10 protein-coding genes and 1 pseudogene are annotated in these 12,894 nt (G+C 60.5%); 2 read left to right on the forward strand and 9 right to left on the reverse strand.

The window, feature by feature from the left end; translation table 11 throughout:
- From Q0L30_RS23055 to Q0L30_RS23075, 5 genes and pseudogenes are all read right to left on the reverse strand, one after another.
- Positions 1-2,219 (reverse strand): ESPR-type extended signal peptide-containing protein (locus tag Q0L30_RS23055; RefSeq protein WP_296661971.1); only part of this gene is annotated, 2,219 nt, incomplete at its 3' end.
- A gap of 209 nt (positions 2,220-2,428) precedes the next feature.
- On the reverse strand, positions 2,429-2,563 hold the full coding sequence (locus Q0L30_RS23060) for a hypothetical protein (protein WP_296661972.1): 135 nt from the start codon (positions 2,561-2,563) through the stop codon (positions 2,429-2,431).
- A gap of 22 nt (positions 2,564-2,585) precedes the next feature.
- Positions 2,586-3,605 (reverse strand): peptidylprolyl isomerase, encoded by a 1,020-nt coding sequence (locus Q0L30_RS23065; protein WP_296661973.1) that lies wholly within the window; start codon positions 3,603-3,605, stop codon positions 2,586-2,588.
- 703 nt (positions 3,606-4,308) lie between these two features.
- Positions 4,309-4,500: pseudogene (locus Q0L30_RS23070) on the reverse strand (transposase); the annotation flags it as partial.
- Positions 4,501-5,774: 1,274 nt separating this feature from the next.
- A complete protein-coding gene (locus Q0L30_RS23075; RefSeq protein WP_296661974.1) occupies positions 5,775-7,148 on the reverse strand; it encodes a tryptophanase in 1,374 nt (457 codons plus the stop codon).
- Positions 7,149-7,160: 12 nt separating this feature from the next.
- On the opposite strand from Q0L30_RS23075, the gene Q0L30_RS23080 reads away from it, so the two are divergent.
- Entirely contained in the window at positions 7,161-7,502 is a 342-nt protein-coding gene (locus Q0L30_RS23080) for a hypothetical protein (protein WP_296661975.1), read from the forward strand.
- Here the strand turns inward: Q0L30_RS23080 and Q0L30_RS23085 are convergent.
- Positions 7,471-7,995 (reverse strand): hypothetical protein, encoded by a 525-nt coding sequence (locus Q0L30_RS23085; RefSeq protein ID WP_296661976.1) that lies wholly within the window; start codon positions 7,993-7,995, stop codon positions 7,471-7,473. The two genes, Q0L30_RS23080 and Q0L30_RS23085, sit on opposite strands and share 32 nt — an antisense overlap.
- A 244-nt stretch (positions 7,996-8,239) precedes the next feature.
- Here Q0L30_RS23085 and Q0L30_RS23090 point away from each other — a divergent pair, with 244 nt between their 5' ends.
- Complete coding sequence (locus Q0L30_RS23090) at positions 8,240-8,758, forward strand: DUF1697 domain-containing protein (RefSeq protein ID WP_296661977.1); 519 nt, start codon at positions 8,240-8,242, stop codon at positions 8,756-8,758.
- 784 nt (positions 8,759-9,542) lie between these two features.
- Here Q0L30_RS23090 and Q0L30_RS23095 read toward each other — a convergent pair.
- The 3 genes from Q0L30_RS23095 to Q0L30_RS23105 all read right to left on the reverse strand — a co-directional run bounded on the left by Q0L30_RS23095 (position 9,543) and on the right by Q0L30_RS23105 (position 12,890).
- Positions 9,543-11,375 (reverse strand): diguanylate cyclase, encoded by a 1,833-nt coding sequence (locus Q0L30_RS23095; RefSeq protein WP_296661978.1) that lies wholly within the window; start codon positions 11,373-11,375, stop codon positions 9,543-9,545.
- A gap of 169 nt (positions 11,376-11,544) precedes the next feature.
- A complete protein-coding gene (locus tag Q0L30_RS23100) occupies positions 11,545-12,375 on the reverse strand; it encodes an anti-sigma factor (protein ID WP_296661979.1) in 831 nt (276 codons plus the stop codon).
- The gene (locus tag Q0L30_RS23105; protein ID WP_296661980.1) at positions 12,372-12,890 is read right to left on the reverse strand and encodes a sigma-70 family RNA polymerase sigma factor; all 519 of its coding nucleotides are present in this window, start codon (positions 12,888-12,890) and stop codon (positions 12,372-12,374) included. The genes Q0L30_RS23100 and Q0L30_RS23105 overlap by 4 nt, the downstream gene beginning before the upstream one ends.
- Positions 12,891-12,894 lie beyond the last annotated feature (4 nt).

Below are 12,894 nucleotides of genomic sequence, written 5' to 3' on the forward strand. Positions count from 1 at the left end.
ACCGCCTGCGAGTCCGTGCCCGTGCTGTTCGCGTGGAAGTACTCCGTGCCCGTCGTGTAGACGTTGCCCATCTGATCACCCAGACTGGCGATGTCGGTGGTGTTCTGCGCGACGTTCTGATTCGTCGTGTTCAACTGCGATCCGTTCACCGCATCCGTGCTCGTCGACGACAGATCACCCTGCGCCACGTTCGTGATCTTCGTGCCACCAGTCACGCCGCCATCGGTCGATATCGTGCCGCCCAGCGTCACGCTGCTGTAGTTCACCGAGCCGTCCGAATTCGTGTCGTACTTCACCGTCTGGTCGCCCAGTTGCTGCTGCGCCGCGCCCAGCGAATCGACTGCCTGGTTCGTCGCGTACATCTGTGAACCGTTCACCGCATCTGTACTCGTCGCGCCCAGTTGCCCCGCCGCTACGTTCGTGATCTGACGCTCGGCACCGGCGCTGCCTACGCTCACTACCCCGGCGGGGGCCACCCCCGCGAAGCTGTAGTTCGTACCGTTGATCGTCGTACCTGACGTGCCCACCGCCGCCGAATCTACCGTCGAGCCCTGACCCAGCGCCACGTTCGAACCCGCCACGTTCGCAGCAATGCTCGCGTCCTGCCCTAGCACCGTCGCGTTCGCGTTACTGTTGTCTGTCGACTGGTTGCCCACAACCACCGAGTTCGCACCCGTGGCCGACGCGCCGAACCCGCCCGCTGACGCATTCCCACCCGACGATACCGCCTGCGTCGATGTCACCGAGTTGTCCGACACGAACGGACCCGACTGACCGCTTTTGATGTTCGTGATGTCGGTGGTGTTCTGCGCGACGCTCTGGTTGGTCGCATACAGCTGCGAACCGTTCACCGCATCCGTACTCGTCGACGACAGATCGCCCCGCGTCACGTTCGTGATCTTCGTACCGCCGGTCACGCCGCCATCGGTCGACGTCGTGCCGCCCAGCGTCACGCTGCTGTCGTTCACCGAGCCGTCCGGGTTCGTGTCGTACTTCACCGCCTGGCCGCCAAGCGAATCGACTGCCTGATTCGTGGCATACAGTTGCGAACCGTTCACCGCATCCGTACTCGCCGCGCTCACCTCACCCGGTGCCACGTTGATGATCTGACGCCCGGCGCCTGCTGCCCCCACGCTCACGACACCGGATGCCGTGCCCGCGTAATCGTAGCTCGTGCCGTTAATCGTGCCGCTACTGACCTGTGCTGCAGCGCGATCCGCGCTGTTGTTGCCCAGCACCACCGCGTTGTCCTGCGTGGTCGTGACGTTGTTGCCCAGCACGAAGCTGTTGTCGTTGGCGATCGTGTTGTCGTTGCCGATGCTGTAGCTGCCGCTGCCGCTGACCGTGTTCGGGTCGCCGATTGCGCCCGAGTTGTTGCCGCTTACCACGTTGCCCTTGCCGACACTGATCGACGACGTGCCGATTGCCTGTGCGCCAGCGCCAATGGCAATCGATGCGTTACCGCCTGCCGTCGCAAGCGTACCCAGCGCAATCGCATCGGTATCGACTGCCGATGCATACGTGCCGATCGCCAGCGAGCCCTGGCCCGTCGCGCTCGTGTTGATACCTGACGCGAAGCTGCCCGCTCCGGATGCCACCGCCCCCCAGCCCATCGCCGTGGCGCCCAGTCCCGTTGCCTGGGAGCCGCACCCGGTCGCAAGCGAATTCATGCCGGTAGCCAGTGTGTTGGCAAGCCCGCCCGGAATCGCCACCTGGGCCGAAGAAACCAGAACGTTGCCAAGTGTCTGGGCGCCCGTCCAGGTATTGATCCCCGCGCTCTGGCCAGCCCCGACATTACTGGCTACACCGTATGAGATGGCGGTTCCCTGGCTACCGAACCCGTATAGCCCGCCGGCGTAATTCGCGCCCGTTCCGTAGATCATGCTGGCCGTGCTCGCACCCGCCGCCGGACTCAGCACGCCGCAGTCGATCGCACCCGCCATTGCAACGCCATTGAAGGATGATGAAATGGTGTTGCCGTAGTACGTATAGGAAGAAGAACCATCAATTGCCGTATTGGCGCCATTGGCATTCACATACCCTGCCAGTGCCCGTGGCATACCGGAGAGGAAAAGCAAACCCACCAGCGATACAGCCACTGCCTTTTTCAGCAATCCCTTTGTACGCCGACTGCCCTTTCCCCGCGCCTTCGCGTTCTCCGCCGTCACCACCCATGCGCCCAGACGCTCGTTCCAGATAAGCCTATATGCCCTGTTCATTCAAGCTCCTTACCAATTTATACGAAACGCGATACCCCAGACCCGGCGTCTGGATTCCAGCCGGCCGCGGCATGGTGAATTACTCGTCAGTACTGCGAATTTAAGAGAATTGATTTTTTCAAATCAAACTGGATCACTGAATCAGATCATCAAACCATTGCTGCCCGGATATTTATCCCGTCAAAGAGGCGACTCACGAACATACCGGCCTATAAGGCGGCCGATGATCGCGCTTCACGCAGATCGTCTATTTGCGCCCGCAACGTTTCCACAGAAAACGTTTGCGCGGTGAAGTCCACGAATGCGAACAGGCGCTGCGTGACCAGGGATAGCGGATCGTTCATTGTCGGGTTCATCTCGTCACCGCTATCTCTGGATCACCGCGCTGCTCGACAGCGAGCGAGTCAATTGTTCGGCCTGCCGCTCGAATGCCTTGTCTTCCAGTTGCCGCCGAGTGTGGCTTCTGGCTTGATCGAACGTCGGCACCTGCGTCAGACGCTTCGCGTCGAGCTTCACCAGCAACCACACATTGCCCATTTGCACCGGCTGCGGGGTTACGCCGCCTGCCGGCAAAGACGCGATCGCCTGCGCAAGCGGCAGTGGCAACCCCTGAGTCCGGTCCTCGGTCACCGGCAGCGGGAAACTGACCCACGGCATCGCGCCACCCACCGCCATCGTCGACGAGACGCTGTACTGGCGGGCCACCGCCGCAAAGTCCTGCCCCGACCTGAGTGCGCTCAGCACGCGTTGCGCCGCGGCCTCGCTCGTCACCGCGATCAGGCGCGGCTTGTATTCGATGGGACCGAGCGAAGCCACTGCCGCTTCGTAGGCCGACTTGACCTGCGCCTCTGTCACCCGCGGCGGGCGAATGTGATTCTGGATATACAGTTGCGTCTCGGTGTCCACCACCGCCGCGCGCGCGGCCTGCCGCACTTCCGGACGCTTGCCGTAATTTTCTTTTTCCGCCGCCTGGCGCAGCACTTCGCGCACGATCAGCTGCTGCTTCACCTCCGCGACCAACCCGGCGTCGATCCGCCGTCCCGTGCGCGCCGCCATCGCCTGAGCGGCAGCGTTCAGTTGCGCCTGCGACAGAGCTACGCCGTTGACGACCGCAAAGGCCCCTGCTGGCAGACCACCGTGCGAAGCGCGCGCAGGAGCGGTATCCGCCCCGTAGGCCGACGCGGGCCATTGCACGGCAAACACTGAAGCAAAAGCCGCGACGCAGATCACACGTATCGCCGTCATGCAGGAGCGCCGGAATTTCGATCCACTCTTCCCGCTGGAGAGAGACTGCTCTTTCTCTGTGAAGCGGCCCCATCTGTTAGTCGGCACAACGATTCTAATAAGCGTACTGTCAATCTTGTGCCTGTCATCAAGCTTGGTCATTGCGTAGAGAACCCGTTGGGAAGCTGAACAAGCCAGAACGCCGCGGCCGGTAATTCGAGTTCACGCAATGCCATTCCGGCTATATCGGACTCGAATAATCACCCCGCAAAATGACCGGAGCAAACGTTTCAGCGATTTAATGGTATTCACCGGCGGTGTGCATTGCACCTCGATTTAACGATATTTAACAATTTGAATGGCGTAAGTTGTTCGAAAGCAATAATTGCCATAAGTGCCGATCACCATTGACAACATTGGGGGTTGTAAATTGGAGTTCTCTTTTCCGACAAAATTTTGCAGGCGCAACTTCAATGGAATCATGCACGCTTTATACGATCCGCATGACCGGACACGAAGCCAGCAAAGAGCTACAGGCAGAGCCGATCAATAATCCTGAAAACCACGACCACTTTATTTGAACCTGAATAAATAATTTCGGCGACCATTTCTTTATAATTATTCGACAATCTATAATTCGACACCGATATTTATTAATAATCCCGACCACCTGAAAATAACGAATCCTGCGAATTCTGCCCATGCAAAAACGGGGTGTACCGTAAAGCAGGAAATACATCGATAAAACAAATCGCGTTCGCGTTCCCGCAAACGGAATTGGGCACACCTGCGATGATGGCGTGCCGCATGAACATTGGCGGCATGGCGTCCGCCACATTTCCTCACACAAACGCCCTGAAGCGTGTTAGGCATTTTTGTTTAGGGTTGCCAAGTGAACAAGCATGAGCATGGCGAAGACGACGAAGTGCAGACCAGCGAGAGTGTCAGGCAGACGCTCGTAGTCGTGTGCCAGCCGCCTGAAGCGGTTCAGCCATCCGAAGCTGCGCTCAACCACCCAGCGGCGCGGCAGCAGAACAAAGCCTTTCTTCGCCTCGGGCAGTCCGATACATCAGTTGGGCAGGGCCTGCGCTTGTTCATTCCGCCAGGGGACCGGGTCTGGCGGGAAGTTCCTAAAACCCTCTAATCATCCGGAAGACAAGCATAAATAATACGATGTAAAACGTTGAATTTCCAACTTGCTTACCGGGTCATTTTCCGGATCGATTGCCCGTTCGTTTGCCCCCTCATTTGCCCCCTCATTTGCCCCCTCATTTGTCCGCTCATTCATCCGCTCATTTATCAGATATCAGGCCGCCGAACCGCACCGGCTCGCGGCGCTTGTGTAGCCGATGCGTTCACCTTCGCCGTGTCGAATACGCCAATTCGTTCATCGCGTGCGGTGACGAACTGTTCTTCAGTAGCGTTGTGATCTGATGGGGTTGCGCGGTTGCGTAATTTGGACCCTCGTTGCACCCTCGTTGCAGCCTCGCCAGCGTGCCAAAAAACAGACACGCGCGAATAAATATCGAAATGAGTGCACGAAAAGCGCATGCTGGTACGCGCGATGCTGCGAAGTTGTTCAGGGAAACGAGCGTTTCCCCACTACGCTACGCAACGACGTGCCACAACCGGGCGCCCATGCGCAAAACGAGTCGAAGAAGCGAACTGGCCGCGATATCCGTCTCTGCTCGGAACATTGCGCCAAGTTCTCTCGCCATAGACTGGTTTCGAGACCGGATAACAGCCGGGCGCGACCACCGGGACAGAAGTAATGGGGGCAGCAATGAGAGTCAATAACTGGATTGTGGTGCTGGACTGCGCGTATATGGAGTACACAAGCTGGCGCGGCAAGAATGTCTACCGTCGCACCGTCGCCTATGATCGGGTCGTGTGGTGTTAAAGCGCAGCGCCCAGGATTCGCCGCCAGGTAACAGATGAATCGGGTTGAATCTTTTACTTGTTGTCTGCGAAACGTCTAAACGAACCGCGTGCGTTGCGGGTGAAAAACCCCCGCAACACATCGTGTTCAAGGCAGTTAAATAATGCGCTGAACGGCCCGGGCCGACCCTGTGATGTCCTGACCGAAGCCGGCGATCGTATTGCAGCCCGCCAACGCAAACAAACTACCCACCAGCAGCGCTATCGCCGCACAACGCCTGATCATTTGCACCTCACGCCTGATAAGAAAACGGAATCAAAGTCATTACGTCTTGTATAACGGCGCGAAGCTGCCATTTCTTGACAGGCCCATGCCAGGGCAGCCGCTGCTACGCTCGCAAGGGCATGCGCGGCGCGGCGTTTCGGTCCACGCTGCCCGCCCTTCGCATACGCTCAATCGGCCCAGGCGAACTCGGCGGTGAAGTGCCGCAAGAATTTGGGTTGCTTCACGATCGTCACGCCGCGAATGCTCGCCGCGCTCGCCTTGACTTCGGCGATCACTTCCGCCGCATAGTCGAAGTGCGATTGCGTGTACATGCGGCGCGGAAACGCCAGCCGCAGCAGCTCCATCTTGTGATAAGTCTCGCTGCCGTCGTCGAGGCGTTTGCCGAACATGACCGAACCAATCTCGACACCGCGGATTCCGCCTTCGAGATACAGCGCATTGCACAGCGCCCACGCCGGATAGTGCGCGACCGGCATCTCGGGCAGCACCGTGCGCGCGTCGATATACACGGCATGGCCGCCGGTCGGCTTCACGTAGCCGACACCCGCCGCATCGAGCTTTTCGCCGAGATACTCGGCGGTGCGCAGGCGGTAGCGCAGGTAGTCCTCGTCGAGCCCCTCTTCGAGGCCGACGGCGAGCGCTTCGAGGTCGCGTCCGGCGAGCCCGCCGTAGGTCGGGAACCCCTCCATCATGATCAGGTTGTTGCGGATCGCATCGATCCAGCAATCGTCGCGCAGCACGATAAAACCGCCGATGTTGACCATGCCGTCCTTCTTCGCGCTCATCGTCGCTCCATCGGCATAGGAGAACATCTCGGCGGCGATATCGGCAACCGGCATATTGGCGTAGCCCGGCTCGCGCATCTTGATGAACATCGCGTTCTCGGCGAAGCGGCAGATGTCGAGAACGAGCGGCTTGCCGTACTGCTTGAGCAGCTTCGAGTAAGCGCGAATGTTGGCCATCGACACAGGCTGGCCGCCGCCCGTATTGTTGGTGACAGTGAGCATGCCGAATGGGATGCGGTCCCCATCCGATTTGAGCAGCGCCTCGGCACGCGCGAGATCGATGTCGCCCTTGAACGGATGAACGAGGCTCGGCTGCAGGCCCTCGGGAATGACCAGATCGACGGCTTCGACGCCGAGGTATTCGAGGTTCGCACGCGTCGTATCGAAGTGGCAGTTGTTGGGCACGATGTCGCCGCTCTTGCAGGTCGCCGTGAACAGCACCTTCTCGGCCGCACGGCCCTGATGGGTGGGCACCACGTGCAGCATGCCGGTGATCTTGCGAATCGTTGCCTCGAGCCGGTAAAAGCTCCGCGCGCCGGCGTAGCTCTCGTCGCCCTCCATAATCGCGCCCCACTGACGTGAGGACATCGCGCCGGTGCCGGAGTCGGTCAGCCAGTCGATCAGCACGTCCTCCGCGCGCAACTTGAAGACGTTGAGCTTCGCCTCTTCGAGCAGGCGCACGCGCTCTTCACGCGCGGTCATGCGGATGGGCTCGACGCTCTTGATCCGGAAGGGTTCGATAAGGGTTTTCGGCATGGTGTCTCCCCGATGCATATTTTTGAAAGCGCCAAAAGTATGTCGAGGCGACACGGCACGGTGTCGGTTTTTCGCAACGTTTCCGAAAAATTCTCGATCGTACGCACGCAGCGCAAGGTTGATGCATCAGGGGATCGACACCGCTTGCAGCCGCCGCTGCGAGCGATCGGAGGCCATGCGATCGATGGCCCGCGCAGAAACAAGGAGGGGCGAAAAAAAACGAGCGCGGCATCGACGCGCTCGTTTTTGTGCCGTTCAGGCGATGAATGCGCAGCGTGCATTCATCGCTTTGGCCTGATTCAATCGTGCAATCGCACGCGCCTCAAACCGCTTTCGAAGGACGGCCGGTCTTGACGGTTTCAACGGCGGCAATCGCAGCGAGAAGGCGTTTCTCGGACGTCGACTCGAGCAACTGCAATCCGGCACGCAGCAGTTCGCTCTTCTTCACCGCGACGCCCGCATCGAGACACTTCTTTTTGAGGATTGCAATCTTCTCGTAGTCGGTCTTGGGCATCGTGAAACTGTCGCGCACCACCTTTTCCTTCTTTGCGCTGGCTTTTTTCGGGTTTTCTTTCTTCGCGCGAGCGGATTTGCCGTTCAGAGCCGGTTCGGCAGCCACGACCTCAGTCGTTTCCGGCTTGGCCTTGGCCTCAGGCGCTGAGGGTTTGGCCTTGGCCTCCGTTGCTTCCGGTTTGGCCTTGGCCTTCGTCTTCACGCGCGTGGTTGCGGCACCGCGCTTCCCGGATTTGGCCACGGGCTTTTCCACCGGTTTTTCTTCATGTGCTTCGGCGGATTTCGGGAAATGAAAAGCCTTTTTGGTGGGCTCACGCAGGTTTGGATTGGTCATGTTGGTCACCCGTATCACGGAGAAAACAGTATATACCGTTTTACACGTTTGTAGCTTATTTACACGCCGGACCGGGTTCGACCATGCTTTCCTTGCATGGTTGAAAGAAACGGTCGGACGTTCCGTCATGAACATGGCGTCATGATTTCCGGCCTGATTTGCATTGGAGTGCCAATCAATCAGGCCACGGAAAGCGGAAATCGCCTGCGCATCGCAGTCGGCTGAAAGACCTTAAACTACCTGGATGCACCACTACGCCGCCCTGCTGCGTGCCGTGAATGTCGGCGGCACCGGCAAACTCTCCATGGCCGAACTTCGCGCGATGTGCGAACAGCTCGGCTTTGCTAACGTTCGCACGTATATCGCAAGCGGTAACGTCGTCTTCGAAAGCGCACTTGCCGAGGCCGATATCAAGGCCGCACTCGAACGCACGCTCAAGGCCTACGCGGGAAAACCCGTTGGCGTGCTGGTCCGAACCGGCAAGGAACTCGCCGCGATTGTCGACGCCAATCCGTTCGCCTCGGCGCAGCCCGACCGAACCGTTGCGATTTTTCTCGACGCAGCACCGCCTGCGAATACGCTCGCCACGGTGAGCGGCATCAATACGGAAGAAATTGCATTGGGGAAACGCGAAATTTACGTCCATTACCCGGACGGAATTGCGCGCTCAAAACTGAAAATCCCCGCCGCCCGGACGGGAACCGCCCGTAATATGAATACCATCGCCAGGCTGGCCGAATTGACTGCCTCGCGTCTCGCATAACCGCGATCGATGCAGTGACCGGACGACACGGCGCACGCCTGATGATGCGGTCGCGCCGCAAGAGGCGAGCAGTTCAGAACTTGTGGCGAACATTGACGCTCGCGCCAACATCGCGCGAGTGGGTCAACGGAATATGCGCGCTGGCCGACACGCGCCAGTCGTCAATCATGACCGCGAGCCGGCGCGTTGGATGATTCGGGTTGTTGGTGTCCTGGTCGTCGAACCCCAGGCGGTGCCGCTTACGGCAAAGCAGACCGCGAAGGGAATCCAGCGCGGTTCGCGACGGCCTGTCGAATGCATGATTACCATCCCATAAGGATTAAAAACATCACACTTGGGGAGATGGGTTACCACGCCAGGCGACGGCAAGCAGCCGAGCCCAGGATGTGATCGTCTGCGCAACGAACTGCAGAACGATGCCTTAACGTTGCATGAGCGATGCCTGTCAGCTTGTACTTGTTATAGTCGAATCCCGCAGCGGCACCAAGCGAATCGATGCACATGCCGGTCGCGTCGCTGCCCTGTCACGCTGGACATGCACGGGTTATTGATTGCCTGTTCAATGAAAAAAATCGTGACGCCGGGCGCGCAATTTGCTCGTCAACTGGAAGCACTCGCCTGGCCGCGATGAATCTCCGCAAGCTTCAGCCTGAATGACATCGAGTCATCAACTCGGGTAAAGCGGTGATTCGCATTACGCGAAAATCATTTGCCGCCGAAAATGCCGTAGCACTCCGATATATTTATTCTGCCCTGCGAGGCACGGCACCCCGATGCGTTCCACTCACACACATTCGATACGGTTGCGGCCGTTTCTCTTCGCGCGGTACAACGCGAAGTCGCTGCGCGACAGCGTCATTTCGGCGCTCGAATCCGCGGCGGTCATCTCGGTGATGCCGATACTCACGGCGAGCAAGACCGGCTCGTTGCCGCCCATGAGCGGCTGCTCCGCGATACAGCGCTGGATGCGCTGGCCGACCGCACGTGCGGATTCGAGATTCGCCGAGCCGAGCACGATTGCGAACTCCTCACCGCCAATTCGGCCCGCGACGTCACCTGTACGCAAATGCGTGCGCAGAATATCGGCGAAGTGGCGCAGCGCACGATCGCCGACTGCGTGGCCCCAGCGATCGTTGATCGACTTGAAGTGATCGAGGTCGCACATCAGCACGGCGGCCGGCGGAACGCCCGTGCAGCGCAGTTGCGCAAGCTGTGCTTCCAGGCGCGCCATGAAGTGACGGCGATTCGAAAGACCCGTGAGGCCATCGGTCGTGGCGAATTCATGCAACTCGGCTTCGATGCGCTTGCGTTCGGTAACGTCGGTAATGAAGCCGTGCCATACCGTGACGCCGCCTGCGAGCCGCTGCGGCTTCGCATCGCCCTGCCGCCAGCGCAGCCCCTGCACCGGCAACTGCACGCGATATTCAAGGTGCCACGGCGCAAGACACGCGGCGGACTCCGCAAACGATGCGAGCCATATCTCCAGGTCGTCGGGATGAATCAGCGCGTCGATGCAGGAGGCGTCTTCCGCAACGGCTTCCGGCGTCAATTCGTAGATCTCGGTAATACCCGCGCTCGCGTACGGAACCGAGACGCGCCCGTCCGGCGTACGGCGGCACTGGAATACGAGCCCGGGCACCTCGTTGGTCAGATTGGTGATGAGGTTCACCGTTTCGCGCAGGCGCTCGGCCATTTCGCGCGTCGACGTGATATCGGTCGTCGTGCCGATCATGCGCAACGCGCGCCCTTCACTGTCGCGGCTCATTACTTTGCCGCGGCTGCAAATCCACTTGTAGCGGCCGTCCTTGCAGCGGATGCGATGCTCGACCTCGTAGATTTCGGTGCGGCCGTCGAAATGCGCCTGCATCGCGGCCTTCACGTAATCGGCGTCGTCGGGATGCAAACGCTGGTAGCTGTCCTCGATGCGGTTCGTCACCTCGTCTTCGGCATAACCGAGCATCGCCTTCCAGCCCGTCGAGTAGCGGATCTCGCCCGTCACGACATCGCGGTCCCAGACACCCGTGCCGCTGCCGCCGATCGCAAGCGTGAGCAACCGTTCGCGCGCGCGCACTGCTTCGGTTTCGGTTTCGGTTTCGGTTTCGGTTTTGGCTTCGTGGCGCTGGACTGTATCGCGTGCATGCTGCTCCACGAGCACCGATGCGAGGCGCGCGAAGTCGTCGAGACTCGCGCGTTCGGTGTCGCCCAGGTCGCGCGGCGCGTGGTCGATCAGACACAGGCTGCCGATGCGCTCGCCCGCCGCGTCGCGCAACGGCCAGGCCGCGGCGAAGCGAAACGGCAAGGCGCGCGCCGTGGATAGACAGGCGCGCCAGGCCGGGGCCGTGTTCGTGTCGGCGACGACCAGCGGCTCGCTGGCCCATGCGCCGCTCGCGTCCTGCAGTCCGCGCAGCGCCTCGCGCAACGGCGCGTCGAGTCCCGCGCCGCTCCAGCGGCCACTGGATTCCCCCGGTATCACGCAGGCCGCCGCCACACCGAAATAGCGCTCGGCCAGCCGCATTAGCGCATCAAGTTGCAGATCCGTTTCGGGAATAGTTGCGCGGACACCTTGCGGTGCGGATGGGGCAGCCTGTGCTTCGGCAGGTAGCGGCGTGGCGGACATAGCGGGTTTGGCTTGTATAGCAGGCGTGTAGTCTGGAGCGAGCGCCTAGTATATAGCGCACGTTTCATGCCGAAATGACACGCCGTGTAGTGGCTTTCCTCCACCCATACCTTGCCGCCAGCCCCTGCAAAAAGGCGGGCATTGCGCCCGACTTGCGTTGCACTGCAGGTCAATTCACCTTGCGTGCATTCAGCTGCGCATAGACATCGTGCGACACCCGCAGCAGCACATCGCGGTCAATGCCGCCCGAAAGCGCGTAACCGAAATCGCCATCGACCCAGTAGAACACATTCACCGGACCGTCCTGATACAGCTTGAACGCCGTGGTGTTCGAACTGACCTTACGGTGCGAGATGCAAAGCGTGATGCGCTCGCCCTGCGCGTTGTGATACATGAACTGGGCGATCTGCGTGCCGCCGTCGCCAGGCAACAGCCTTCCGCCCGCGAGTCTGAAGCCGCTTTGTTCGAGCATCGGCGGGTGAACATTAGTGCCGAGCCGGTTCGACAGCCACTGGACGAAGTCCTGTTCCTGCGAACGGCGGCTCATGTTGTCCGGGCGTGCGATCTCCGGCATGTAGACCACGTGCGCAAACGCCGCCTGGCGCGCGAAAAGCTCGCTGCTGTCCGCACTGACCGCGTGAATATCGCTGCCGTTCGTCGAAGCCGTCATCGCGTCCGTGCCGAAATGCACACCCCAGCCGATGCCGATGCCCATCACGAGCGCCGCCGCCATCCCCGCAAAACGCGGCCAGTTCGCGGCCTCACGCTTCCGGCGCGCTTCCGGCGCCGAACGCAGCTGCGCGGGCACAGGCTCGCTCAAGATGCGGTCATAGCGGTCGTGCAGCAGATGGTTCAGCGAAAAATAGTCGCTCACGCGCGCAGCGGATTCGGGACGGCGTGCGAGTTCGCGCTCGACATCCGCCCTGCGCGATTCCGGCAGCGCGCCGTCCACATAGGCGTGGAGTTCCTCTTCCGTAACCGGATTCATTTGATCGCTCATCGCACCACCTTCAGGTTCGCTCGCGGAACCGCACCCGCCATGAGCGCACGCAGCCGCTCACGCCCCCTCGAAAGACGCGACATGACCGTGCCGATCGGAATGTCGAGCGCCAGCGCCACATCGGCGTAACTCATTTCTTCGAGGCCCACCAGCAGCACGACCTCGCGTTGCTCGTCGGGCAGACGTTGCAGCGCATAGTCGAGATCGCGCACCTCCAGCGTGCCCAGCTGGCTCGATGGGACCGCGTATTCGGCCTCGGGGATGTTCTCGTCGTCGACGGATACATGCGTGCCGCGCGCCGAGGATTTGCGTACCTGGTTGACGAAGATGTTGTGCATGATCGTGAACAGCCAGGCGCGCAGGTCGGTGCCCGTGCGAAAGAGGCCTGCGCGGCCAAGCGCGCGCTCCAGCGTGTCCTGCACGAGGTCGTCCGCCAGCTCGCGGTTGTTGATCAACGCCCGCGCGTAGCGGCGCAGGCGCGGCACGTGTTCGATCAGTTCGTCACGGATGTTCATGTCC

The organism is Paraburkholderia sp., from assembly GCF_024281035.1.
Lineage (GTDB): Bacteria > Pseudomonadota > Gammaproteobacteria > Burkholderiales > Burkholderiaceae > Paraburkholderia.